Origin of the sequence: Streptomyces sp. NPDC021225, assembly GCF_044332865.1 — a bacterium.
GTDB lineage: Bacteria > Actinomycetota > Actinomycetes > Streptomycetales > Streptomycetaceae > Streptomyces.
Genome location: NZ_JBIRPV010000015.1, coordinates 89037 through 112891 on the forward strand (window position 1 = coordinate 89037; position 23855 = coordinate 112891).

The 23855-nt window shown below is 70.1% G+C and carries 19 protein-coding genes and 1 pseudogene; 11 read left to right on the forward strand and 9 right to left on the reverse strand.

From position 1 onward, the window contains the following. The first annotated feature begins 104 nt into the window (after positions 1-104). Positions 105-2270, forward strand: coding sequence for an RICIN domain-containing protein (locus ACH4S9_RS40665; protein ID WP_398376720.1), 2166 nt, complete (start codon positions 105-107; stop codon positions 2268-2270). 30 nt (positions 2271-2300) lie between these two features. Continuing rightward, positions 2301-3170 (forward strand): annotated as a pseudogene (locus ACH4S9_RS40670) (ThuA domain-containing protein); the annotation flags it as partial. A 57-nt stretch (positions 3171-3227) separates the two neighbouring features. On the opposite strand, the gene ACH4S9_RS40675 reads toward ACH4S9_RS40670, so the two are convergent. Beyond that, entirely contained in the window at positions 3228-3581 is a 354-nt protein-coding gene (locus ACH4S9_RS40675) for a cupin domain-containing protein (protein ID WP_385345140.1), read from the reverse strand. Positions 3582-3672: 91 nt separating this feature from the next. Here ACH4S9_RS40675 and ACH4S9_RS40680 point away from each other — a divergent pair, with 91 nt between their 5' ends. Then, positions 3673-5121, forward strand: coding sequence for a PLP-dependent aminotransferase family protein (locus ACH4S9_RS40680; RefSeq protein ID WP_398376721.1), 1449 nt, complete (start codon positions 3673-3675; stop codon positions 5119-5121). Positions 5122-5186: 65 nt separating this feature from the next. Here ACH4S9_RS40680 and ACH4S9_RS40685 read toward each other — a convergent pair whose 3' ends face one another. Together ACH4S9_RS40685 and ACH4S9_RS40690 are read right to left on the reverse strand one after the other, a co-directional pair. Further along, on the reverse strand, positions 5187-6323 hold the full coding sequence (locus ACH4S9_RS40685; RefSeq protein ID WP_398376723.1) for a mandelate racemase/muconate lactonizing enzyme family protein: 1137 nt from the start codon (positions 6321-6323) through the stop codon (positions 5187-5189). 37 nt (positions 6324-6360) lie between these two features. Further along, positions 6361-6777, reverse strand: coding sequence for a RidA family protein (locus tag ACH4S9_RS40690; protein ID WP_358845373.1), 417 nt, complete (start codon positions 6775-6777; stop codon positions 6361-6363). A gap of 72 nt (positions 6778-6849) precedes the next feature. On the opposite strand from ACH4S9_RS40690, the gene ACH4S9_RS40695 reads away from it, so the two are divergent. From ACH4S9_RS40695 to ACH4S9_RS40705, 3 genes are all read left to right on the forward strand, one after another. Next, a complete protein-coding gene (locus tag ACH4S9_RS40695) occupies positions 6850-7833 on the forward strand; it encodes a LysR family transcriptional regulator (RefSeq protein ID WP_358845372.1) in 984 nt (327 codons plus the stop codon). 34 nt (positions 7834-7867) lie between these two features. Beyond that, positions 7868-8563: an alpha/beta hydrolase gene (locus ACH4S9_RS40700; RefSeq protein WP_398376724.1), complete on the forward strand. Its 696-nt coding sequence runs from the start codon at positions 7868-7870 to the stop codon at positions 8561-8563. A 173-nt stretch (positions 8564-8736) separates the two neighbouring features. Continuing rightward, entirely contained in the window at positions 8737-10176 is a 1440-nt protein-coding gene (locus ACH4S9_RS40705; protein ID WP_398376725.1) for an SMI1/KNR4 family protein, read from the forward strand. Here the strand turns inward: ACH4S9_RS40705 and ACH4S9_RS40710 are convergent. Then, complete coding sequence (locus ACH4S9_RS40710) at positions 10173-10379, reverse strand: DUF397 domain-containing protein (protein ID WP_398376726.1); 207 nt, start codon at positions 10377-10379, stop codon at positions 10173-10175. The genes ACH4S9_RS40705 and ACH4S9_RS40710 overlap by 4 nt on opposite strands. Next, positions 10339-11205, reverse strand: a complete 867-nt coding sequence (locus ACH4S9_RS40715) for a Scr1 family TA system antitoxin-like transcriptional regulator (protein ID WP_385345120.1) — start codon at positions 11203-11205, stop codon at positions 10339-10341. Before ACH4S9_RS40715 ends, ACH4S9_RS40710 begins: the two co-directional genes overlap by 41 nt. 255 nt (positions 11206-11460) lie before the next feature. Between ACH4S9_RS40715 and ACH4S9_RS40720 the strand changes: the two genes are divergently transcribed. Next, the gene (locus tag ACH4S9_RS40720) at positions 11461-11628 is read left to right on the forward strand and encodes a hypothetical protein (protein WP_398376727.1); all 168 of its coding nucleotides are present in this window, start codon (positions 11461-11463) and stop codon (positions 11626-11628) included. Between the two features lie 53 nt (positions 11629-11681). Here the strand turns inward: ACH4S9_RS40720 and ACH4S9_RS40725 are convergent, their stop codons facing one another. Next, on the reverse strand, positions 11682-12932 hold the full coding sequence (locus tag ACH4S9_RS40725) for a cellulose-binding protein (RefSeq protein WP_385345114.1): 1251 nt from the start codon (positions 12930-12932) through the stop codon (positions 11682-11684). A 375-nt stretch (positions 12933-13307) separates the two neighbouring features. Here ACH4S9_RS40725 and ACH4S9_RS40730 point away from each other — a divergent pair, with 375 nt between their 5' ends. Further along, positions 13308-14879, forward strand: a complete 1572-nt coding sequence (locus tag ACH4S9_RS40730) for a DUF2207 domain-containing protein (RefSeq protein WP_398376729.1) — start codon at positions 13308-13310, stop codon at positions 14877-14879. A 33-nt stretch (positions 14880-14912) separates the two neighbouring features. Here the strand turns inward: ACH4S9_RS40730 and ACH4S9_RS40735 are convergent, their stop codons facing one another. Next, positions 14913-17126, reverse strand: a complete 2214-nt coding sequence (locus ACH4S9_RS40735; RefSeq protein WP_398376730.1) for a hypothetical protein — start codon at positions 17124-17126, stop codon at positions 14913-14915. A 237-nt stretch (positions 17127-17363) separates the two neighbouring features. On the opposite strand from ACH4S9_RS40735, the gene tnpA reads away from it, so the two are divergent. Then, positions 17364-17792, forward strand: a complete 429-nt coding sequence (gene tnpA, locus ACH4S9_RS40740) for an IS200/IS605 family transposase (protein WP_385345248.1) — start codon at positions 17364-17366, stop codon at positions 17790-17792. Further along, positions 17789-19009 (forward strand): RNA-guided endonuclease InsQ/TnpB family protein, encoded by a 1221-nt coding sequence (locus ACH4S9_RS40745; RefSeq protein WP_398376731.1) that lies wholly within the window; start codon positions 17789-17791, stop codon positions 19007-19009. Before tnpA ends, ACH4S9_RS40745 begins: the two co-directional genes overlap by 4 nt. Positions 19010-19433: 424 nt before the next feature. Here ACH4S9_RS40745 and ACH4S9_RS40750 read toward each other — a convergent pair whose 3' ends face one another. After that, positions 19434-20180, reverse strand: a complete 747-nt coding sequence (locus ACH4S9_RS40750) for an SDR family oxidoreductase (protein ID WP_385345102.1) — start codon at positions 20178-20180, stop codon at positions 19434-19436. A gap of 99 nt (positions 20181-20279) precedes the next feature. On the opposite strand from ACH4S9_RS40750, the gene ACH4S9_RS40755 reads away from it, so the two are divergent. Beyond that, positions 20280-21182 carry a LysR family transcriptional regulator gene (locus ACH4S9_RS40755; protein WP_398376733.1) on the forward strand — a complete coding sequence of 301 codons (903 nt, stop codon included), beginning with the start codon at positions 20280-20282 and terminating at the stop codon, positions 21180-21182. A 545-nt stretch (positions 21183-21727) separates the two neighbouring features. On the opposite strand, the gene ACH4S9_RS40760 is transcribed toward ACH4S9_RS40755, so the two are convergent. Continuing rightward, positions 21728-23836 carry a WD40 repeat domain-containing serine/threonine protein kinase gene (locus ACH4S9_RS40760; protein WP_398376735.1) on the reverse strand — a complete coding sequence of 703 codons (2109 nt, stop codon included), beginning with the start codon at positions 23834-23836 and terminating at the stop codon, positions 21728-21730. Between the last annotated feature and the right edge of the window lie 19 nt (positions 23837-23855).

Here is a 23855-nt window from a genome sequence, read left to right on the forward strand (position 1 = left end):
CCACGGCGACAGGAGGACCTGTGCTCCGAATCTTGCGTCAGGTCAGAGAGGGCAGCGGCAGTCGCAGCCGCCGCCTCAGATATGTCCGCGCCACACGCGTCTCGATGGCGGCCACCCTGGTCGCGTTCTCGGCCGCGTCGCTGCTGACCGCCACCCCTTCCCAGGCAGCCGCAACCGCGGCCGCGGCCCTGCCCACCGAGTGGGCCACCGTCGTGAACAGCGGCAGTGGCAAGTGCCTGGACGCCCGGTCCGCCGCGACCGCGAACGGCACCGCCGTGCAGCAGTACGGCTGCAACACCTCCACCGCCCAGCAGTGGGGTTTCACCGCCACGAGCGACGGCTACGTCCGGATCAACAACCGCAACGACGCCAACCAGGTCGTCGACGTGACCGACGTGTCCACCGCCGACAACGCCCCCCTCCAGCTGTGGGCGTACGGAGGCGGCGACAACCAGCAGTGGCAGGCCGTGGACGAGGGCGGCGGCGCCTACCACTTCGTCAACCGGCACAGCGGCAAGTGCCTGGACGTCCCCTCCGCGTCGAGCGCCGACAGCGTGCAACTGGTGCAGTACACCTGCAACGGCACCGCGGCCCAGCGCTTCCAGGTGGCGCCTGTGTCCACCCCGCCCGGCGGCGATGTGGACCTCGGCCCGAACGTGGTCGTCTTCGATCCGTCCATGCCGTCGGCCACCATCCAGAGCCGGCTGAACTCCATCTTCCAGCAGCAGGAGACCAACCAGTTCGGTTCCCAGCGCTACGCGGTGATGTTCAAGCCGGGCACCTACAGCAACGACGTCAACGTCGGCTTCTACACCCAGGTCCTGGGGCTCGGCCAGTCACCCGACGCCGTGACGATCAACGGCGCGGTCCACGCCGAGGCCGACTGGTTCCAGGGCAACGCCACCCAGAACTTCTGGCGCGGCGCCGAGAACCTGTCGGTCACCCCCAACGGCGGCACGGACCGGTGGGCCGTCTCCCAGGCCGCCCCGTACCGGCGGATGCATCTGCGCGGCAACCTCGCCCTGGACGACGGCGGCTGGTCCAGCGGCGGCTACCTGGCCGACAGCAAGATCGACGGGCAGGTGCGGTCCGGCAGCCAGCAGCAGTGGCTGACCCGCAACGCCCAGCTCGGCAGCTGGACCGGGTCCAACTGGAACATGGTCTTCGTCGGCAGCCAGGGCGTACCGGGCAACAGCTTCCCCAACCCCCCGTACACCACGGTGGACCGGACCCCGGTGTCCCGCGAGAAGCCGTTCCTGTACGTGGACGGCTCCGGCGCCTACAAGGTGTTCGTGCCCTCCACGCGCACCGACTCCACGGCCACCAGCTGGGCCGCGGGCAACGCCCCCGGCACCTCCCTCCCGCTGGACGACTTCTACGTCGTGAAGCCCGGGGCGACCGCGGCACAGATCAACACGGCCCTGGCCGCGGGGAAGAACCTCCTGGTCACCCCCGGCGTCTACCACCTCAACGAGACGCTGAAGGTGACCCGCGCGGACACCGTGGTGCTGGGTCTCGGCCTCGCCACCTTCATCCCGGACAACGGCATCACCGCCATGACCGTCGCCGACGTCGACGGGGTCAAGGTCGCGGGCGTTCTCTTCGACGCGGGAACGACCAACTCGCGCACCCTGATGGAAGTCGGGCCCACCGGAGCCTCCGCCTCCCACGCGGCCAACCCGACCTCCCTGCACGACGTGTACTTCCGCGTCGGCGGCAGCGGCGTCGGCAAGGCCACCACCAGCCTCGTGGTCAACAGCGACAACGTCATCGGCGACCACATGTGGATCTGGCGCGCCGACCACGGCAGCGGCGTCGGCTGGACCAGCAACACCGCGGACACCGGGCTCGTCGTGAACGGCGACGACGTCACCATGTACGGCCTGTTCGTCGAGCACTACCAGAAACACCAGACGATCTGGAACGGCAACGGCGGCCGCACGTACTTCTACCAGAACGAGATGCCCTACGACCCGCCCAACCAGGCGGCCTGGATGAACGGCTCCACCCAGGGCTACGCCGCCTACAAGGTCGCCGACTCCGTCACCAGCCACCAGGGCTACGGCTTCGGCAGCTACTGCTACTTCAACGTCAACCCGGGCGTCACCGCCGAGCACGCCATCGAAGCGCCGAACAACCCCAACGTCCGCTTCAAGGACATGGTCACCGTCTCGCTGGGCGGCACCGGCACCATCCGCCACGTCGTCAACGACCGCGGCGGCCCGTCCAACTCAGCCACGAACGTGGCCAACCTCGTCAGCTATCCGTAACGGCAACGGGAAGGAGCCCCCATGCCCAACATGCGACGCACCACACCGTCCCGGACGGTGTCCGCGGCCCTGCGGCTGCTGGCCCTGCTGGCCGTACTTCTCGGCCTGACGGCAGCCCCCGCCGCCCACGCGACGACGCACACCCCGAAGACCCCGAGGGCGCCGTTCAAGGTGCTGGCCCTCTACAGCGGCACCTGGGACGCCGCGCACATCAACTTCGTCCACGAGGCGAACGACTGGTTCCCCAAGCAGGCGGCCCAGAACGGCTTCACCTACACCGCCAGCAACAACTGGAACCTGCTCGCGGACGGCGGCGTCAACGGCTACCAGGTCGTCCTCTTCCTCGACGATCTGCCGCAGACCGCGGCCCAGCGCACCGGCTTCGAGCGGTACATGCGGGCCGGCGGCGGCTGGATGGGGTTCCATGTGTCGGCCTTCACCACGGAGGCCCAGAACTGGTCCTGGTACCACAACCAGTTCCTCGGCAGCGGCAACTTCAAGTCCAACACCTGGGGCCCGACCACGGCCAAACTGAAGGTCGAGGACCGCACCCACCCCGCCACCAAGAACCTGCCCGCCCTGTTCACCTCGTCGGTGAGTGAGTGGTACAGCTGGTCGAAGGACCTCCGGCAGAGCCCCAACATCAAGATCCTGGCCTCGGTCGACCCGAGCAGCTTCCCGCTCGGCACCGACCCCGACCAGAGCTGGTACAGCGGCTACTACCCGATCCTGTGGACGAACACCACGTACAAGATGCTGTACGCGAACTTCGGCCACAACGCGATGGACTACGCGAACAACACGCCCCTGTCGTCCACCTTCGCGAGCGAGACCCAGAACCGGTTCCTGCTCGACGGCCTGAAGTGGCTGGGCGGCGCGGCCACCACCGCTCGGCCGTCGGCCGCGTGATCCTGACACCGCCGTGCCCGGGCACCGAGCTGACCACCGAAGCGTGCTTCAGCTTCCGTACTGCTTGGTGTCCGGGTGCTCGATGAGCAGGATGTGGGCGGTCTCCTCGGCAACGGGGCGGTGCCGCACCCCCCTGGGCACCACGAACAACTCGCCGGCCTGCAACACCACCGGCTCCCGCCCCTCCAGCTGAATCTGAACGCTGCCGTCCCAGCACAGGAACAGCTCGTCCTCATCGTGGTGGTGCCAGGGAAACTCGCCCTCCAGCCGGGCCACGCGCACGACGGTGGTGTCGTTCACCATGGCCAGACTGCGCTGCTGGAAGGGCCCGGGGAGCGTGGTGATGGCCTCGGCCACCGATACCGCGGCAAGGTCACGCAGGTTCTCACGTCGTGTGGTCATGCCATGATCCTCGCCGTCGCCATGCCCGGCTCACAGAGCCAATGCGCCACAATTGGTCCGCTCAGCGAACCAATAATGAAAGCTCTGGATCATGCCCATGGACCCGGCCGACCTGGCCGACCGCCTGGGCCGGTGGTCGGCCGGCCGCGGTCCGCTGTACCTCCTGCTCGCCGCGCGGCTGCGGCGCCTTGTCGACGAGGGCGAGCTGCGCCCCGGCACCGGGCTGCCACCCGACCGGGCCCTCGCCTCCGCGCTCGCGGTAGGTCGCGGGACCGTGGTCGCCGCGTACGAGCAGCTGCGTACGGAGGGCCGGATCGTCCGGCGCCAGGGAAGCGGCACCCGCGTGGCCGGACCCTCCCGCCCCGGACCTCAGGAGACCACCGGGGCGCCGGTCTTCCTCCACCTGCTGGAACCCCAGGCCGACGACGTGATCCTGCTGGCGTGCGCCGCCCCCGACGCGCCTCCGCCGATCCTGCTGACGGCCTACGAGCGGGCCCTGTCCCAGCTGGCCACGGTCACGGGCGACATCGGGTACCACCCGTCGGGCCACCCGCACCTGCGCCGCGCCGTCGCCGACCACTACACCCGCCGTGGCGTACCGACCGATCCCGAACAGGTCCTGATCACCAACGGGGGCCAGCAGGCCCTCTCCCTCCTCGCCCGCGCGTTCGTCGAGCCCGGCGGTACGGTGCTGGTCGAGGCACCCACCTACCCCGGCGCGCTGGAGGCGTTCCACGAACGGGCCGCGGCACTGCGGACGCTCCCCACCGGCCTCGACGGCTTCGAAGCGGCGGTCCGTACCCCTTCCCGCCGCCCGGAGCTCGCCTACCTCGTGGCCACCCACCACAACCCCACCGGATCCGTACTGCCACCGCTGGCGCGCCGGAGACTCGCGGTGGCGGCGGCCACCGCCGACGTACCGCTCATCGACGACGAAGTCCTCGCGCACCTCGCCTTCCCCGGGCAGCGGACACCCCCTCCGCTCGCCGCGTACAGCGACACGGTCATCACGGTGGGCTCCCTCGGCAAAAGCGTCTGGGGCGGGCTGCGCATCGGCTGGATACGAGCCACCAGGCCCGTCATCGACCGCCTCGCCCGTCTCAGGGCGGTCCATGACCTCGGCGGAAACCTCCCCGCGCAGCTCGCCGCGGCCGAACTGCTGCCCCGCCTGGAAACCCTGTGCCAGGACATGGCGGCGGCCCGCCAGGCCCGCCATGACCACCTGCGCGCGGAACTGGCGCAACAACTGCCGCAGTGGCAGGCCCTACCGGTCACCGGCGGCCAGACCCTGTGGGTGCGCCTCCCCCACGGCGACGGCGACTCCTTCGCCCAGACGGCCCTCCGCCACGGTGTGGCCGTCATTCCCGGCAGCGGACTGGACGCCTCCGGGGGCAGCAAGGAGTTCATCCGCATCCACTGCTTCGCCACCGTCGACACCCTGACCGAGGCGGTGCGGCGCCTGGCGACGGCCTGGCACGCGTACGGCGGCGGCCACGGCCGAGGCGACCCGGCACCGGCGCCGCGGTCGATGGCTGTATGACGTCGGCCCACCGTGTCAGGAGGACCGGAGGGCGGCGCGCCGGCGGTAGCGAAATGGAGCGTGTCTCAGTTGACGGAGCGAGCGTCATGCCCGTGCCTCCGTGCCTCCGTGGGTTCCCGGGCTTCTGCTGCGACCAGGCCGGAGATGCCCAGGCCCGGCGCGTCGGGCAGCACGACCGCAGCGCCTTGGTACCGCATGCCGCCGACGACGGCGGGGCGCTGGAGCCACCACACCGCGTCGAGGTCGCTCACCATCGTGGTCCCGTAGGCGGCTACCAGGCTGGCCGCGGCGCCGGTGCCGATCTCGCTCTCCAGCATGCAGCCGAGGATGGTGCCCATGCCCTGGGCTCGCGCCAGTTCGAGGAGGGTACGGGCGGCGCTGAGTCCGCCGCTCTTCGCCAGCTTGACGTTGACCAGGTCCGCCGCGCGCCGGTGGATCACCTCCACCAGGTCGCGCACGTCGAAGACGGACTCGTCCGCCATGATCGGGGTCTCGACGCGGTCGCTCACCCAGGCCAGGCCCGCCACATCCCGGTAGGCCACCGGCTGTTCGACGAACTCCACCCCCATGCCGGCGTCCTCCAGCGAGCGGATGACCCGTACCGCCTCGCGGGGCGTCCACCCCTGGTTGGCGTCGAGACGGATCCTCACCTCGGGGCCGACCGCCTGGCGGACCGCCGTCACGCGGTTGATGTCCGTGGCCGCGTCCGTGCCGACCTTGACTTTCAGCGCGTCGAATCCCTCCGCGACCCGGCTCTTCGCCGCCGTGGCCATGCTGTCCACCGTGCCGACCGCAAGGCTCACGTCGGTGGGCACCACCAGCCGGGAGCCGCCGAGCAGTCGGACCAGCGGGATCCCGAGGCGGACCGCGGCGAGATCGTGGAGCGCGATGTCCACCGCGGCCTTGGCCGGCTCGTTGCCGACCACGGCGCGGCTGACCCTGCGACAGTTCTCCACCAGGTCATCGGCGTCGCGACCGATGAGAAGCGGGGTGAAGACCTCGGTGACGCAGGCCTCGCTGGAGGCGAGTGAGGATCCGGTGACAGTCCACACCTCCGGCGCCTCGCCGAAGCCGGAGCGCCCGTCGCGGTCCACGATCTCGACGACGACGGTCGAGACGTGGGTCAGGTGTGCCAGGGCGGTGACGAACGGCGTGTGGAGGGGAGCCACCAGACGGTGGACATGGACAGCGGCGATGGTCATCGATCAGGCCTCGTCAAACTCAGGGTCGAGGGGGCCGTCACGTGGCAGCCCGCCGCCGGGCGTACGCCTCGATCTCGATCTTCATACGGGGGTCGGAGAGGCCGCACACAAGCATGGTCGCGGCCGGGCGGATCCCGCCGAAGGCGCGGCGCAGGGTCGGCCAGCACGGCTCGAAATCCTCGCGGTCGGGAAGCATGTACCGCACCCTGACCACGTCGGCGAGGGTGCAGCCCGCCTCGGCCAGCGCCGCCTCGATGTTGCGCAGGCACTGCTCGGCCTGCTCCACCACGTCGTCGGAGATCGTCATGGCGGCGTAGTCGAAACCGGTCGTCCCGGAGACGTGCACCCAGTCGCCGTCCACCACGGCCCGGGCGTAGCCGATCCGCTCCTCGAACGTCGAACCGCTGAGGATCGCGCGCCGCTCCGCCGGTCGCTCCGGCAGTCGCTCTGTCATGCGCCGAACGCTAGGTGACCTGCACCGATACGTCCAATACTCGCCCAGGACCGGTCTGATATGCATCGGCGTATGGAACGTCCCGAACTTCCCCTCCAGCAACTGCACGCCTTCGTCGTCCTCGCCGAGGAACTCCACTTCGGCCACGCGGCCGCCCGCCTGGGCATCACGCAGCCCCCGCTGAGCCAGCAGATCCGCCGCCTGGAGGACACGGTGGGCCACGCGCTGTTCACCCGCGCCCCCAGGGGCGTCGGGCTCACCCCGGCGGGCCGGGAGCTGCTGCCCGCCGCCCGGCAGGCCCTCACCGGCCTCGCGGACGGCCTGGCCGCGGCCCGGGCGGTCGGCGGCGGGCTCGCCGGGCGGCTGCGGATCGGCTTCGCCGCCTCCCTCGCCCTCACCGTCCTGCCCGGTCTGCTGCGCACCTTCCGGGAGCGGTTCCCCGACGTGCGCCTGGACATCCACGAGATGACCACCGCGCCGCAGCTCGCCGCCCTGCACGACCGGGCCATCGACGTCGGCCTGCTGCGCGAGCCGCCCGCCGACGAGCCTGGGCTGGCCTTCAGGACCGTCCTGACCGAGCCCTTCGTGGCCGTCCTGCCGTCCGGGCACCCGCTCGCGGCGCAGCGGGTTGTCCGCGTCGGGCAGTTGGCGGACTCGCACTTCGTCCTCCTGCCCCGCGCGGCCGGACCGGGGCTGTACGACCGGATCACCGGCCTGTGCGCCGAGGCGGGCTTCACGCCCCGGCTCGCCCAGCACGCGGTGGAGTGGCAGACCGTCTGTGCCCTGGTGGAGACCGGTCTCGGCGTCTCCCTGGCCCCGGCCGGAATCCGCCGGCTGCGCCTCAAGGGGGTCGCCTTCCGCGGGATCGGACCCGGCGCCGCCCGCACCCGGGTCGCCGTCGCCTGGCGTCAGGACGACCCGAACCCCCTGGTCGCCCGCCTCCTGGCGGCCGTCGGCCAGGACCCGCCGACGGCCGCTCCCGGGGCCGCCCTACCCGTCCGTAGCGCTTCCGCCCCGGCCGGCGCGAGTGGGCCGCCGCGAGTTCGGCGAGCATAGGTGGCAGGCCGGCGAGTCCGACGTGGAGGTGGCGATGAGAGTCGTGTTTGTGCACGGGGCCTGCGTGCGGGACGGATCGTGGTGGTGGCACCGCACCGCCGAGCTGCTTCAGGAACGGGGGGTGCCGAGCGTGGCCCCGGCACTGCCGAGCTGCGGCGAGGCGGGCCTGCCCGGCGGCGTCGGCGGTCCGGGGCTGCCCGAGGATGTTGCCGTCGTGCGGCAGGTGCTACAGACCGGCGACGAGCCGACCGTCGTGGTCGCCCACAGCTACGGCGGTATCGTCACCGCGGAAGCCGCGGCGGGAATCGGGTCGGTGCGCCACCTGCTGCTGATCTCCAGCTACCTGCCCGAGGTCGGGCAGAGCCTGTCGGAGTTCGGGGACGGCAGCCCCGCCCCGTTCCTCGACGTCGACCCCGACGCCGGCACGTTCGGGGTCCGCCCCGAGCTGGTCGCGGACACGTTCTTGCAGGACTGCGACCCCGAGGTTCAGGCGGAGGCGGCGGACCACCTTGCCCGGCAGAGCGTGCGGGTAACCGGGCAGCCGGTCGGGGCGGCCGCATGGCAGCAGTTGCCCTCGACGTACCTCGTCTGCGCTCAGGACCGGGGCACCCCGCCGCGGCTCCAGCGCGAGTTCGCCCGCCGGGCCGGCAGCGTCGTCGAGTTCGACGCCGGCCACCACCCGTTCCTGTCCCAGCCCGCAGCGGTCCGGGACCTGCTGCTCAGCCTGTGACGGCAGCCGCGGACGAGCCGGGCGGGCCGCGCTGGAGGCGGACGGCCCGGTGCCTCCGCGCGAAATCGCCACCCGCTCGGCGGACCTCGCAGGGGCGGGGGTTACGGGCGGTTGTCGTACCCCCGTGCTGTGCTTGTCCTGTCGCAGTGGCCTCGGGATGAGGGAGCACATCGGTGAACCGTGAGCAGTGGCGTCCGTTCCTCCAGCAGTGGAGCGAGGAGTGGGTCGACAGCCATGACCCCGAGAAGGACGCCGAGCTGGACGAGGCCGTGGTCCGTGACCGCTGGCTCGGCTTCGCCCCGGCGAGCGAGGAGGAGATCGCGGCGGCCGAGGCCCGCTTGGGCTGCACTCTGCCGGTGTCACTGCGCGAATTCCTGGCGGTTACCAACGGCTGGCGGGACGCGGGCTGCTTCATCTACCGGCTGGCCGGAACGGCTGAGTTGCAGTGGCTGGCCGACTCCGACCGGGACTACCTGATCGAGATCTACGACGAACTCACGGAGGGCGAGGATGAAGAAGAGGAGGAAGAAGACGCTGACGTGATCAACGAGGGAGCGGTGCTGAGGCGCTCTCTGCTCGTATCGCTCGATGGTGACGCGGCGGACATCTTCCTTGACCCCGGGGACGTGAACGAGCGCGGGGAGTGGACCGCTTACTGGCTCGCTTCGTGGTCGGGGGCCGGGCTGGAGCCTTTCGACTCCTTCCACGAGTTGATGTATGACCAGTACAAGTCGTTCCATGCTTTGCGGAAACCGGAGGGGGAGACCAAGGACCGCTGGGACGAGAAGGTGGAAGAGGCCCGGCTCGCTGCTCTCGAAGGTGAAATAGACAACCCGTTGAAGGTGCTGACCGAGGCCGAAGCATTCGGCAACGAGCGGGCTCTGCTTCTGCGGTTCCAGATGCTGACCATGCTCGGCGGCGGTGAGCAGAGGGGCGGGATCAGTCATGTCGTGAACTACGCACACCATCCCGACATCCTGCAACACCCCATATTTGCAACTGAGTTGCTGCCTCTTGCCTTCGAGGAGGACCGCACTCGCGATCTGCCGTACGGATGGTCGACGCTGCGATTCTCCAAGGAGAACGGCCCGGAATGGCTGCGGTCGCTCATCTCCGACCACGAGGCCCGCCGCGCTGCCCCTGGCTGGCAGCTCTCCTTCGGCAACCCGGAATTCGACGCCGCTGTCCACCACATCACGGACCGACTGGCCGCCGACCCCGCGTTCCAGGTTCCGGACCCGTATGAGGGGCAGCGACGGTACGCGGCCGACGAAGAGACGTTGGTGGGCGACCAGTGCGTCATGCGAGTGGAAATGCGGACCCTTTCCGTCTCCACGGTCCTCGTCAGCGAGGAATCGGAGGACGGCGTGCCGGTCGACTTCGAAGTGCACGACCCCTTCGGCGCATATGACCGGGCACGGGAGCGTCAGCGACAGCTCATTGACGCGGCCTGGCCCGAACTGAAGGAGGCGATGCGGCTATGGCGCCCGCTGCATGAGGACCACATTGCCCCCGTGGTGCTGTTCGCCGACCCCATGCTCGCCGAGATGATCAGCGGCGAGCGGGGGCGGGAAATCCTTTCGATGTGTCGGGAAGACCGGCTGGAACACTAGGCGGTGGGTGCCTTGAGGGTGGTTATGAACGCGGCCCAGGAGCGGGAGGGGAATATGAGGGCGGGGCTGTCGGGGTTCTTGGAGTCGCGGACGGGGATGAGGCCGGGGAGGTTGTCGGCGACCTCGACGCATATGCCGCCGTCGTTGTTGCTGTAGCTGCTCTTACGCCAGGCGGCGGTGCTCAGGTCCGGTGTCGTCGCCATGAGTCCAGTCCTTCATTACGGCTTGGATCATCGCCTCGGAGTCCCGGGGCGAGAGGGCCATGGCCCGTAGCAGATCGTAGTTCTTCCGGAGCTTCGCAACGTCGTCCTTGTCTTCGATGACTGTCCCGAAGCGACTGCCTTCCCTGTAAGCCAGCATCGGCTCGTCCGGCACTGAGTAGAGCACGAGGGAGTTGCCCGCTTCCGCATGGTGGCCCGCGCTGAACGGCAGCACCTGGAGGGTCACGTATGGATGTGTCCCGTGCTCAAGCAGGGACTCCATCTGCCGCTGCATCACCTCCGGCCCTCCCGCCGGGCGGCGTAACGCCGCTTCATCCACGATGAACCAGCACTCCGGCGGAAGAGGCTGGTTCAGCCGTGCCTGCCGGTCGAGGCGAGCCTTGAGCAGCGCCTCGATTTCCGCGTCCGGAGCATGGCGGTGTCCGATGCGCAGCGACGCCCTCGCGAGTTCGGCGGTCTGGAGCAGCCCGGGGATGGTGGCGCACGAGTACTCCTCGATCACCATCGCCCGGCTCTCGACCTCAGTGGCCCGCCGGTATTTACCCGGAAAGGGCTCGTTCTTCGCGAGCGCGTACAGCCGCGCGAACAACCCGTCCGTCCCGAAACACGCGTCCAGCTTGGCCGGAAGGTCGTCGTACGGAAGGCACTCCGCCGCCTCGATCCTCGCAAGGTGCGACTTGCTGTAGTTCAGCACCTCCGACAGCCGCCGCAGCGACATATCCGCCTTCTCGCGGTGGCGGCGGATCTCCGCGCCGAAGAGGTCGCGTGCGGAGCGGTCGGGGAAGAGTTCGCGTGGCTGAAAAGGCATGGCGTATCCCTCCGTGTCCCGTTGATCTCGCGGGGACGACTGGCCTCTTCTGAGCATACGCATCGGAGCGCAACGATGTGCACACTCACCGTAATTGGCCGTGGAAGGAAAGGACCCCGGCGGCCGTGTGCGCGGCCCCGGGGCGCGGTCAACCCGAAGTAGGAGCAGGTCGACATAGATGAAGCTACCGAGCGCGTCACCCCCCGCCGCAAGGGGATTTCCCGCCGTACGAAGGCCGAGCCGGACGTCCCCCGGATGACCATGCGCGTGTACCGCGTGTCCCCGGAGACCGGCGCGGTCACGGAGGAGCTGGGCAAGGTGATCGTCATGATCAAGGACAAGCTCGCGCCCTTGCAGTCCAGCCAGTTCCCGCCCTGCGAGTGCCCGCTGCACCGCGACCGTAACGCCCCCTGGTACCGCTGAGCCGCGACCGGCTGCCCACGGAGCCTCCTCTGTGGGCAGCCGCGCGACGCTGGCTAATCAGCGAGGGTCGGAGTCGTCCAAGTCCGCCATTCGGAGAGGTTGCCCGGCTTCTTGCCCGAGATCCTTATCGAGCCCGCTGCGCTGCCCGTCTTCAGCAGGTACTTCTGGATGTTCTGCTGTAGAGGGGTCTTCCACTCGGACCTGACGGCGCAGTGGTTGCCGTCCTGGATGTCCGACCAGTAGGTGATGTTGTCCCCCGCGCCGAGCGCCTTGTAGACCTCCGCTCCGCCCAGGGCCGCCACGCTCCCGGATTTGGCGCCGAGCCAGTCGATGTGGGGGTTCTCCATGATGAAGAGCCCTCGCGGCGCCACCATGGCCACGATCTCGTGCGTGTCCAGCGGCAGGGTGGCCGGGTTGCCCGTGAAGGAGCCGAACGCGTCGCCCAGCCACGGCTGCTCGGAGTAGGCGCTGCTCAGGGGCTGCGAGCCGCTCTCTCCGGGAATGCCGCGGAAGATCGGAGCGCCCGCCGTGCCCGACTCGATCGGCATGGTCAGGGCGATCCGCTGGTCGAAGGCGCCGATGGCGAAGGCACCCTTGCCGTAGCGCGAGCAACCCGTGACGCCCATCGCGTCCGCCTTGAGGATGTTGCCGCCGGACTGCTCGATGACGTCGATGATCCGGCTCACGCCCCAGGCCCAGGCCATGAGCACTCCGGTGCTGCTCTGCGCGCCGTAGATGCTGTAGTACGCGCCCTGCTTGTTGTTCCGTGGCGTGCCCTCCCGGCCGACCGCGAGGGGGTCGTAGCTGATGACGGCGGCGCCGGAGGCCTTGATGGTGGCGGTGTCCGCGCCGAATCCGCCCACGACCACGACGGCCGGGAAGGGGCCGGAGCCACTGGGCAGTTCGACCTTCGCGGAGAAACTGGAGCTCTTGCCCTGGTCCGACACGTTCACCGTGATGTTGGTGTTCGAGACGGTCCCGGTGACACTGGCGGGCTTCGCGCGTTTCTCGCCGTAGACGTACTTCTCCGCGAGCTTCTTGATCTCCGCTCGCCGGCACCGCCAGTCGGACTTGGTGGAGATGCGCGTCCCGTTGAGCCGTGTGAAGGGGTCGGGGAGCTTGGAGTTGGCGGTCAAGGAGCCCGGGTCCTGTACGGCGCAGTCGGCGCCGTCGTCCTCGACGCCGGGGGCGATGCGCGCGGCGGCGCCTGCTGCCTGTGTGTTGAGGGTGGTGGCCGTCAGGCTCACGGCGGCCACGAGGACCGCGGGTACCCACGCCCGGGGGCGATATCGATGAAAGCGCATGAGGGGACCTCCATAGGAAGGCGCGTGGCGACGGCAACGGGCCCCGTTGGACTGGCATGGAGTCAGGCGCCTGCCGGGCACGCCAGTTGATGGGAAGTGCACCCATGGGAGCGCTCCCACTGTAGGAGTGGGCCGAGTGGGCGGCAACACCCGCAACACCCGCAACCCGAGCGGATTTCGATTTCCGCTGCAACGGGCTGTGCGGTGCCCCAGGGCCGGGTACGCTGCCGGTCCTCATGGGGCGACCGGGGGGTGTCCCGAGACAAGGGGGGACTTGTCTTGAGCGGTGGAGTGAACAAGGGGAGAGATACAGGCAGGACGAGAGCCAAGTACCGGACCGGGGAGCGGTCGCGTCGGCGCGGCAGCCTGATGCGGATGTTCCTCGCGGTGCTGCTGCTCGACCTGATCGTCATGTCAGTCGGCGGGCTGGGCCCGAGCACCGAGCGCGTGACGAGGATGTGGATCAGCGCCGAGATCGCCGAGGACGGCAGCGCCCGGATCACCGAGGTGATCGACTACGACTTCGGATACCGCGACTCCACCCTGAACGGTATCCACCTCGACATCCCGGGCCGGTCCTTCGGCAGAGTGGGCGGGGTCAGCGCCACCGAGGACGGCGTCCCGGTCCCGCACGAGCTGAGGACCGACGGGTTGCGGACCCGCATCGCCGTGGGCGACCCGGACCGCACGGTCGTGAGCCTCCATCGCTACCGGGTCCAGTACACGCTCAAGGGCTTCGTGCAGGACGGCAGACTCGTCTGGCCCGCGATCGGCACCGGGTGGGAGGTCGACCGCGACAACATTGAGATCCATGTCGTGGCCCCGCACGACCTCACCGACGCGCGCTGTGCGCAGGACACCACGGATTCCCGGGGGAGCTGTACGGCCGAGAAGCCGGAGCCGGGCCACCTCGTCGTCACCGTCGACAAGCTCGGGGCGGGAAGCGGCATCACGCTGTACGCCTCCGGTGCGCGGAGCGGACCCGCCAGTGGGGCGTCCGCTCCCCGGCCGCCGTCCGGAGCGGCCGACGGTGACGCGCGCGTCGACCCGGCGTCGACGGCCGTGGTGGCGGCGGGCGTCGCCCTGTGCAGCGCCCTGCTGGTGGCGCGGGTGCTGCGCCTCGTCGGCCGCGACCGGCTCCCGGGCCCGCTCACCCCGGCCTCCGCCCCGCCGGGGGACTTGAACCCCATCCAGGCCGGCATCCTGCTCGCCGGGCGGGCCGGGCCCTGGCAACGGGTGGCGTGGCTGCTCAACGCGGCCATCGCCGGTCACGTCGCCATCAACGGTGGCCGGCGGTTCACGTTTGTGTGGCGCCGGGGCCCTGGTGACGCACCGGTGGATCCGGCCACCGAGGCCATGCTCGACAACATCTTCCTGGGCCGAGAGGAGTTCGTCCTGAGCGTGCACGGCCAGCGCTTCCAGAGCGCCTGGCGCATCCTCGGCGATCAACTGGAGGACTGGCGCCGTACCAGCGGGCACTGGGATCCGGAGGGCGAGCGCCGATCCCGGACGGCGCGGCGGATCGGTATCCCCGCCGCGCTGCTGGGTCTGGCCGTCGCGACCTTCGGCAGCGTGCTCAACACCTGGATGAACGGGGCGGGGTGGCCGACCGTCGTCGCGGGCGCGGTGGTCGCGGGCACCGGCATCGCCCTGTGGCTCCGCGGCTGGGAACTCCAGACCCGCACTGCCCACGGCACGGCGATGTTGCTCCAAGTGGATTCGTACCGGCGCTTTGTGGCCGAACGGAAAGCGGACGGCAGCCGATCGCGGCTGGATGCCGTGTGGGGGGTGGCGCTGGGGGAGTCCGCCGGTGCGCGGCGGGTGGTTGCCGCGTCAAGGGCGGCGTCCGGCGCCGGTGCCGTCGGCCGTCTGACCACGCGGGCCTGGTACCCGGTGACGGCGCTGGGCCTGATCGCCGCCCTGGTGGTCGCCGAAACCGAGCAGTGACGCCCGCGCGTTCTGGTTCCGCCGCGCCGAGGGTCAGTCCTGCGCCTCAAGGGCCTCGCGTACGAAATCGGCCGCCCAAGGGGCTCCCTCGGCGGGCCACTGTGCGACGAGCCGCGAGATCAGGGCCCGGTGGTCCGCCAGCCGGGGCTCGTCGGTGAGGCCCAGGGCGGCCGTGGCCTGCACCTCCAGTTCCTCGCACCCGGTGGCGCGCACCAACTCCTCGGTCGCCGCGTTGCCCGGGGCATCCCGCAGTGATCCCAGCGCGCTGGTGCGCTGCGATACGGGAAGGCTCTCGTCGCGGGCGAGGGCTCCGAGGGTGCTGATCAACTCGGTGTCCGCCGCGTTCGTCTCGTAGAGGAACCCGCTGACCGTGTACAGGGCGCAGCTGCGCACCTCGGGGTCGGTGGCCTGCCGCAGCACCCCGGCGAGCAGTGCCGCGTCGCCCGGTTCCCATGAGCGCGCCACGCGCAGCGCGTTCAACGCGCTCAGGTGGTTGGCACCGGCCGGTGACGGGGGCCGGCGCAGCGCCTCGCGGGCGCGGGCGAGCACCTGCGGGGTGTCGACGGCGCGTGCCTGCTCGCCGAAGTGACGCTCAAGGCCCTTGTCGTGGTACCAGTGGTCCAGCGCGATGCCCACGGCCACCTCCTGGCCGCTGTCGAGCAGTGTGCGGAGCGCGCGGTGGTACGTGTCCTCGTCGCCGGGGGTGCGCAGTTCGCGGTGCGCGCGGTAGAGGCCGGGGTCGGCGAGCCGATGGCCTTCCCAGTGGACGCTGTGCATGCCCCCGAACACCGCCCTGCGGACCAGGTCGGCGTCGTGCGCCGAGGACATGACCTCAACCGGCCAGCCCTCCACCGTCTCTTCGAGCAGTTCGCGATGCTCGTCGATGCGCTCCGGGCGGGACAGCCGCCAGGCCGCCTGGACGTGGATGTCCCAGTCGTCGCCGGCCAGGGCCCGCAGCAGCAGCGGGTTGGCCTCGGGGCCCAGAGCCTCGCCCAGCACGCGAAGTGCGGTCTCGTGGTGGCCGGACCGGGACGGGTCGAACACGAAGCGGCTGACGATGTCGACAAGTCGTTCACGATCGGGTCCGGGGTCGGCTGCTTCGTCCGCGTCATCCGTGTCCAGCACTCCGTACGCGACCCAGAGAGCCTTTTCGCGCACCCCGTCGCTCGTGGCCCGCTCCAGCACCTCGGCGATCAGCCTCGCGTCCGATGGTTGCGGCCAGCGGGCGCCGATCGCGTTCAACGCGCTGATGTGGTTGGCGGCCTCGCCGGTATCCGGACTCAGCTCGGGTGGCGACGGCGGATCGCCCAACACCTCCCAGGCCCGGGCGACCACCTCGGGCGCGTACGCCTCGATCTCGTCCTCGTGGAGGAGGTTGCCCAGCCCCTGCCAGCTCTGGAAGTAGTCGAGCGCGATGCCCGCGGCCGCCGGGTTTCCGCTGTGGAGCAGGGTGCGGAATGCGCGGTGGTAGGCGTCCTCGCTGCCGGTGGGAAACATCAGCTCCGCGTGGGCGCGTTCCAGCTCCGGATCGCTGTCCAGCCGGGTCCCGAGCCAGTAGATGCTGTGGAACCCGGTCAGCGCCTCCCGCACCAGGCTCGCCGGGTATTGCGCGTCCTGTGGCCACGTGGCCGCCAGCCGCTCGACATGCTCCCGGTGGTCATGGAACCGGCCGTTTGTGGTGAGCCCGAGGGCACCGTAGACCTGCATCCGGTGCTCGCCCGACTCGGTGGCGCGGACCAGGAGGGCCGTCGCCTCGGGGTCGTCCGCCTCGAACACCGCGTGCAGGGCCTCCGTGCGTTCCCCCATGTCCTCAAGGCTTTCGTCAAAGGCCACGGCGCCGAGCGCGGCGACCAGCCGCGGGCTCGGCGTCTCGGCCGCGTCCAGCGCGGTGGCGGCGGCCGAACAGGCGGCGGAGCGCACATTCGCGTTGGTGGCGAGGGCCAGTGCGTCGGCGATGAGGTCCGCGTCGGCGGGTTCGGCGATGTTCATCATCGCGTTCAGCGCGCTCGCGTGGTTGGCGCCCGTGAAGGTGTTCTCGTCCTCGGGGGTCGGCGGCCGGCGGAGCAATTCGCGGGCCACGGCGAGTGCCTCTGCCCCGTACCGCTCGACCGCGCTCTCGGCACCGAACCGGGTCAGCGCCCCGGAGTACTGGAAGTGGTCGAGCGCGATGCCCGCGGCGATGGTGTTTCCGCTGTGGAGCAGGGTGCGGAAGGCGCGGAGGTACGCCTGCTCCTCGGTCGGAGCCATCAGCTCGTGATGCGCCTGCTTCAGTTCCGCGTCGGGCAGTTCGCAGCCTTCCCAATGGAAGCTGTGGAAGCCGGCCACCATCAGGACCTAGCCAGGGGACGCCCCGCTTTAGCGGGGTGGGGAATGGCTTCTTTGGCCTGCTCTGACCTCAGTGGGGCCCATGGATCTGCACTGTTCACCTGTACTGCCCTCTCTGCCGCATTAGACCTGCGGCGTGTGTATAATTATCGCGTGACTGTGACCAGGAAGGTTCGCCGGTTCTCCGGTGGCGTGTACGACCTCGGGCTCCACGTGGTGTGGTGCCCGAAGTACCGCCGTCCGGTCCTCGGCGGACGGGTCGCGGAACGCCTGGACGAGCTGATCCGGCAGAAGGCCGAAGAGAAGGGCTGGGAGATCGTGGCCCTTGAGGTCATGCCCGACCACGTGGACCTCTTCGTCAAGCACGACCCGAAGTCGTCCGCCTCGTACGTGGCGAACCAGTTCAAGAGCTTCACCTCCCACGTCCTGCGGGCGGAGTTCCCGCACCTGAAGTCGCGGATGCCCACCCTGTGGTCGTCGTCGTACTTCGCCGCCTCGGTCGGTGCCGTATCGGCAGCCACGGTGGAGAGGTACATCAACACCCAGTGGGAACGCCCCCGGAAGAAGGAAAAGGGGGACGCCTCGTGATACGGGCGTACAAGTTCCTCCTTCGACCCACGGTGCGCCAGCAGCAGGCTCTTGCCGAGATGCTCCGGGATCACTGCTCGCTCTACAACGGTGCGTTGCAGGAGCGCCGGGATGCCTACCGGCACAACTCCAAGATCTCGATCAAGTATGGGGGCCAGTCCGCCCAGCTCAAGGAGATCCGGGCGTTCGATCCGGAGCGTCAGGGGCGCTGGTCGTTCTCTTCGCAGCAGGCGACCTTGCGCCGCCTGGACAAGGCGTTCCAAGCGTTCTTCAAGCGGGTGAAGGCCGGTCTCACACCGGGGTACCCGCGCTTCAAGGGCGTGGGGCACTTCGACACGGTGGCCTTTCCCAAGGACGGCGACGGCTGCCGCTGGGACTCCACGCCGAACGACCGGCAGACCCACGTGCGTCTGCAAGGTGTCGGGCATGTACGAGTGCACCAGCACCGGTCTGTTCGCGGCCGGGTCAAGACGATCAGCATCAAACGGGAAGGCCGCCGCTGGTACGTCGTCCTCGCCTGCGACGAGGTTCCTGCCGAACCGCTCCCCGCTACCGGCAGCATCGTCGGCATCGACATGGGCACGGTGCACTTCTTCACCGACTCGGGCGGCGCGCACAAGCCGAACCCGCGCTTCCTGGAAGCGATGGCCGACGAGCTGACTGCCGCCCAGCAGCACCTTTCGATGTTCCACAAGCGCACCCGACGTCGGACGAAGAAGCACCGCGCCGCAGCCCGGAAAGTCGCCAAGCTGCACGCCAAGATCCGGCGTCAGCGTCTGGACCACCACCATAAGACGGCCCTGTCGCTCGTCCGTGAGAACGACGTGATCGGTCACGAGAAGCTGAACATGGCGGGCATGACCAAGAGCCCGCAGCCCAAGCCCGACCCCGACAACGACAGCGCGTTCCTGTCGAACGGCGCCGCCGCCAAGGCCGGGCTGAACAAGAGCATCCTGGATGCGGGTTGGGGACAGTTCCTCGCGATCCTGGCGAACAAGGCTGAGAGCGCCGGTCGCCGAGTGATCGCAGTGGACGCCCGCAACACCTCCCGCACGTGCCCGCTCGCCGCCGGAGGCTGCGGACACGTTGCCAAGGAGAACCGCGCCACCCAATCGAAGTTCGAGTGCGTCAAGTGCGGGTTCGTTGAGAACGCCGACACGGTGGGCGCGCTGAACGTTCTGCACAGGGCCGGGCTGGTCCTCTGCGACGGTGCGTAGCCACCGATCCAGGAAGCCCGCGACTTTAGTCGTGGGTGGAGTCACGTATCCGCGTCTCCTTTCCGGGGGCCACCGAGCCTATCCCGTTGCACCGGGGCTCAGTTGTCGGTCACTGCTGCTGGAATGGGGCCGAGACCGAGCAGCCGCGGGGGAGCCGCATGACCAGCCCGCAGAGCCCGCAGAACCGCAGATCACCGAGCTGCTCCAGCGGGTGGCACACAGCATGGCCAAGGGGGCGCCCCCCGGGTGGCAGCGGGCGTCGATCAGCGCTCGTGCCGACCGGCACGGCATCGGCGGCCACGGCGTGGTCAATGTTCTCGGGAACGGCAGGACACGCCCCGGGGCCATGCGGACACCCAAGCAGCTACAGCGGGTTTTCGAGCTGGACGACACCGGGGCCGACGAACCTATGCGGTCAGAGCACCTAGAGTTGCGAAGCCCCTCCGTCGACAGGGAACTCCGTTCCCGTCGAGAAGGTCGCATCGAACGCCAAGTACGCCACCGCGGCGGCCACTTCCTCGGGCGTCCCCAGCCGCTGCATCGGGATGGTGCTCCGGTAGGTGTCCTTCGTCGCCTCGACGACGTCGGCGGGCAGCGAGGAACGGTCCAGGATGCCCGAGTCGATCGGGCCGGGGCTCACGGCATTGACGCGCACCTTGCGCGGAAGCAGTTCGCGGGCCAGGGTGCGCGTCATCGACCGCAGGGCTGCTTTGCTCGCCGAGTAGACACTGAGCGCGTCGAGGCCCAGGACGTTCACCACCGACGTGGTGAGGACCACGCCGCTTCCCTCGCGCAACAGCGGCGCCAACGCCTGCACTGTGAAGTACGGGCCCTTGGCGTTGATGCCGAACAGCTCGTCGTACATCTCCTCCGTCGTCGAGTCGAACGGCGCGGACGCAGTGACGCCGGCGTTGACGAACAGCGCGTCCACCGCGCCGAACCGCTCCTGGACCGTGCCGGCCAGCGCCTTGATGTCCTTCAGGGACGCGGCGTCGCTACGGACGGCGATCGCCTTGTTCCCCAACTGCTCCAACGCGGCGTCCAGGGTGGATCTGGTGCGGCCGGTGATCAGTACGTGCGCCCCACCGTCCGCGAACAACCGGGCCGTAGTCAGGCCGATACCGCTGCTTCCGCCCGTGATCACGATCTTCTTGCCGTCATAAGTGGTCATGCCCTCCAGCCAAATATCCACCCGCACACCATGTCCAAGACCTGTTCCGTATGTCGTCATGTCCCAGGCGTATGGCGGCGCGCGACGTACCCTGGGCGAATGGACGTTGATCTGCGGCTCGTGCGCTATTTCACGGTCGTGGCGGAGTACGGCAACTTCGGCCGGGCCGCCGCCAGGCTGCACCTGGCACAGCCGTCGCTGAGCCGCCAGATCCAGCGACTGGAAGCTCAGCTCGGTGTCCGGCTCTTCGACCGCTCGCCGCAGGGCAGCAGCCTCACCGACGCCGGTCAGGCCTTCCTTCCCAGGGCCCGGATGCTGCTCCAAGAGGCCGAGCAAGCCGCTCACACGGCCAGAGCCGCCGTCCAGCCCCGTACCATCACCGTCGGCTACGCCGAAGGACTGGTCATCACCGCCTGTGTGCAGGAACTGCGCCGTCGGCACCCCGACGGCCAGGTCCGCACCCGGCACCTCGACTGGCGGGACACGCACGCCCTCGCCGAGGGGCGGGTCGACGCCCTCGTCGCATACAGACCCCTGCCCTTGCCCACGGACGGCTTCCGGGTGACCAAGCTCCACGAGGAGTCGCGGGTACTCGTCACGTCGGCGAGTCATCATCTGGCGAACGAGAAACCCGTCAGCCTGCGGGCTCTGTCGGACGAGGAACTGGTGGCCTGCGTCAGCACTCCGGTTGTCTGGAGCACGCCCAAGCCGGTCGGCGACCGTCCGGCACCACCCCCGCCCGCAATCGACGACAGCTACGAGGACAAGCTGGAACTCATCGCCACCGGCCACTGTGTCGCGATCTTCCCTGCCGGCGATCGACGCGCTGCTGTGCGCGAGGACATCGCGCTGGTGCCCGTCATCGACATCGATCCCTGCGAGGTCGTGCTCGTCACGCGCGCTGACGACCCCAACCCGCTGCTCGGATCACTGGAAGACGTCGCACGTACATTGCTCGGCACAGCCTCCCGACGGGAGAACAACGAACTGCCGGTCAACTGACCTCCTTGCCTCTGCGCGGTGTTCCACAGGGCTGTCGCCGCGCTGTACGGTCAGCGGGGCCGTCGACCGCTCCAGTGTGGGCCGACTCCATCCCACCCCAGACGGCGCCGCCGCGACCCCGGAAGACGCTCTGGCCGGCGCCCCGTCGGGTGCGGGCCAAAACCGTGCGACGCGGAGCTGTCGCCGCTGGCGGGACATCCCACGCCGGCAGCCGTGACGGTGCGCTCGGACGAGCCCGTTTCACTGGACCCGCTGAGGGACTGCCCCCGGCTGTACGGGTTGGATCTGTCCCGGGCCGCGGTTGTGCGGGATCTCGAGGTGGTCGCCCGGATACCGGGCCTGCGTTATCCGGCGATGCGGCCGGACCAGTGGCGGCAACTCGTCGAGAGCGCCGGCCCGCCGCCCGCCCTGGCCGCCGCCGTGCCGGCCGACGCCTCCTTGCCCGAGACGCCGGCCGAGTGGGCGGCTCGCCTCGGCGGCGATCCGGACGACATACGCACTACACCGGCCGGCTGCCGGACCGCGCATAGGACCGGAGCAGGGGCTCAGGGGACCGCGAAGAGGCGGACGGTGTCCTTCGTGCCGGGGCTGCTGCCGCTGCCGAGGCCCGCCGCCAGGGTCTTGCCGTCCGGGCTGAACGCCACCGCCTCAAGGGAGTTGGGGCAGGTGAAGGTGGCCGTCGACTTCCCCGTGGCCGTGTCCCACAGCCGGGCGGTCTCGTCCCGGCCGGCGCTGGCCAGGGTGCGGCCGCTCGGGTGGAACGCGAGTGCGTTGACCCAGTCCTTGTGGCCCTTGAGGGTGACGACGTCCTGACGGGTGGCGGCGTTCCACAGCCGTATGGTCCCGTCCAGCTGCGCGATGGCCAGGAGCTGGTTGTCCGGGCTGAACACCGCGATCCGGTGGGACGTGTGCTCGTCGATGGTCACCAGGGCCCGGCGGGACGGCATCTCCCACAGCTTCAAGGGGAACGCGCTGACCAGGAGCTTGCCGTCCGGGCTGAAGGCCAGCGGCCCGCTGTACTGGCCCTCGATGATGTCGAGTTGCCGGCCGGAGGCCAGGTCCCACACATACAGGCCCTCGGAGAGGCCCGCGACCAGGGTCTCGCCGTCCGGGCTGAGGGCCAGGGAGTGGACGAAGCCCTCCTGGGCCTTGCCGGTCGGGGGGCCGTCGAAGGTCTTCACCATGCGGCCGGAGGCCACATCCCACGAGATGACCTTGTTCTTCTCCGCCCGCACCAGGAGCTTGAAGTCCGGGGTGAACAGGGCGGGCTGGAGGTACGGGGGGATGCCGACGCGGGTGCTGGTACCGCGCTTGGCGGGTACGTCCCAGCGCCAGATGCCGCCGTCGTCACCGGAGGCGAGCAGGGTCCTGGCGTCCGCGCCGAAGGTGAGGGCCTGGACGCCCGACGGGCCCTCGAGGACCACGCCGTCCGCGCCGGAACCCGACGAGGATCCGGAGCCGGACGTGGAGTTGCCGGAGTTGCCTGAGTCGCCGGAGGTGCCGGAGTCGCCCCCCTCCCGCAGGTAGAGCGGGACCCCGATGGCTGCGGCCACGGCCGCGCCCGCCAGTCCGGCGATGAGGAGCCCGCGTCGGGTCACCCCGTCCGTGCCCGCGCCGGGCGCGGGCGGGGCCGGCCAGTCGGGTGCGTGCGCGGGCGGCTGCGGGATGGCCGGCGGCGCCGGTCGTGACTGCCCCGGGCAGGCCATGAGCAGCGTCTGCTCCGGGGGAGTGCCGGTCCGTGTTCCCTCCGGGGCGGCGCCCACGCGCAGCGTCTGCTCCTCGGTGGCCGGGAGCGGCGGCCGCTCCGGTACGGCGGGCGGCCGGACCGCCGTACCGGAACGGCCGCCGGACGTGGGCCGGCCCGCGAACCGGGCCGGGAGGTCGGCGACGGACGGGCGCTCGGCGGGGTCCTTGGCCAGGCACGCGGTCAGCAGGGCATGGAGCTCGCCGTCGAGGCCGTCGAGCACGGGCGGCTGGTCCAGGATCCGCTGGACGACCTCCACCAGGTCCGGCGCGTCGAACGGGCTGTGGCCGGTGGCGGCGAAGGCCAGGACCGAGCCCAGGGCGAAGACGTCGCTGGCCGGCCCGGCCCGGTCGGCGCGGATCTGTTCCGGCGACATGTAGGCGTAGGTACCGATGACCGTGCCGGTCTCCGTGAGCGAGCTGGCGTCCACGGCGCGGGCGATGCCGAAGTCGATGATGCGCGGGCCGTCGTCGGCGAGGATGACGTTGCCGGGCTTCATGTCCCGGTGGACCAGGTCGCATGTGTGGATGGCGGCCAGCCCCTCGGCCAGCCCCGCGCCCAGGCGCAGCACGGCGTCGGCTTCGAGCGGGCCCCGCCCGGTGACCACCTGGTGCAGCGTGGGGCCCGGGACGAACGCCGTGACCAGCCAGGGGGATGCGGCCTGGGGGTCGGCGTCGACGACCTGCGGCGTGTGAAAGCCGCCGACCCGCCGGGCCGCCTCCACCTCGCGGGCGAAGCGTGCCCGGAACTGCGGGGTGGCCGCCAGCTCCGGCCGGATGACCTTCACCGCGACCTTCCGGCCGCCCGGCGACGTACCGAGGAAGACCTGCCCCATGCCGCCCGCGCCCAGCCGGCCGTCCAGCCGATAGGGACCGACCCACTGCGGGTCGTCGGGCTTCAACGCATCCATGGATACCGTCCGTTGAGGA

Coding starts and splice junctions, on each gene's coding strand:
- ACH4S9_RS40665 (WP_398376720.1), top strand. CDS start 105: ATGGCGGCCACCCTGGTCGCGTTCTCGGCCGCGTCGCTGCTGACCGCC.
- ACH4S9_RS40675 (WP_385345140.1), bottom strand. CDS start 3,581: ATGACCACACGACGTGAGAACCTGCGTGACCTTGCCGCGGTATCGGTG.
- ACH4S9_RS40680 (WP_398376721.1), top strand. CDS start 3,673: ATGCCCATGGACCCGGCCGACCTGGCCGACCGCCTGGGCCGGTGGTCG.
- ACH4S9_RS40685 (WP_398376723.1), bottom strand. CDS start 6,323: ATGACCATCGCCGCTGTCCATGTCCACCGTCTGGTGGCTCCCCTCCAC.
- ACH4S9_RS40690 (WP_358845373.1), bottom strand. CDS start 6,777: ATGACAGAGCGACTGCCGGAGCGACCGGCGGAGCGGCGCGCGATCCTC.
- ACH4S9_RS40695 (WP_358845372.1), top strand. CDS start 6,850: ATGGAACGTCCCGAACTTCCCCTCCAGCAACTGCACGCCTTCGTCGTC.
- ACH4S9_RS40700 (WP_398376724.1), top strand. CDS start 7,868: ATGAGAGTCGTGTTTGTGCACGGGGCCTGCGTGCGGGACGGATCGTGG.
- ACH4S9_RS40710 (WP_398376726.1), bottom strand. CDS start 10,379: ATGGCGACGACACCGGACCTGAGCACCGCCGCCTGGCGTAAGAGCAGC.
- ACH4S9_RS40715 (WP_385345120.1), bottom strand. CDS start 11,205: ATGCCTTTTCAGCCACGCGAACTCTTCCCCGACCGCTCCGCACGCGAC.
- ACH4S9_RS40720 (WP_398376727.1), top strand. CDS start 11,461: ATGACCATGCGCGTGTACCGCGTGTCCCCGGAGACCGGCGCGGTCACG.
- ACH4S9_RS40725 (WP_385345114.1), bottom strand. CDS start 12,932: ATGCGCTTTCATCGATATCGCCCCCGGGCGTGGGTACCCGCGGTCCTC.
- ACH4S9_RS40730 (WP_398376729.1), top strand. CDS start 13,308: ATGTTCCTCGCGGTGCTGCTGCTCGACCTGATCGTCATGTCAGTCGGC.
- ACH4S9_RS40735 (WP_398376730.1), bottom strand. CDS start 17,126: ATGGCTCCGACCGAGGAGCAGGCGTACCTCCGCGCCTTCCGCACCCTG.
- ACH4S9_RS40750 (WP_385345102.1), bottom strand. CDS start 20,180: ATGACCACTTATGACGGCAAGAAGATCGTGATCACGGGCGGAAGCAGC.
- ACH4S9_RS40755 (WP_398376733.1), top strand. CDS start 20,280: ATGGACGTTGATCTGCGGCTCGTGCGCTATTTCACGGTCGTGGCGGAG.
- ACH4S9_RS40760 (WP_398376735.1), bottom strand. CDS start 23,836: ATGGATGCGTTGAAGCCCGACGACCCGCAGTGGGTCGGTCCCTATCGG.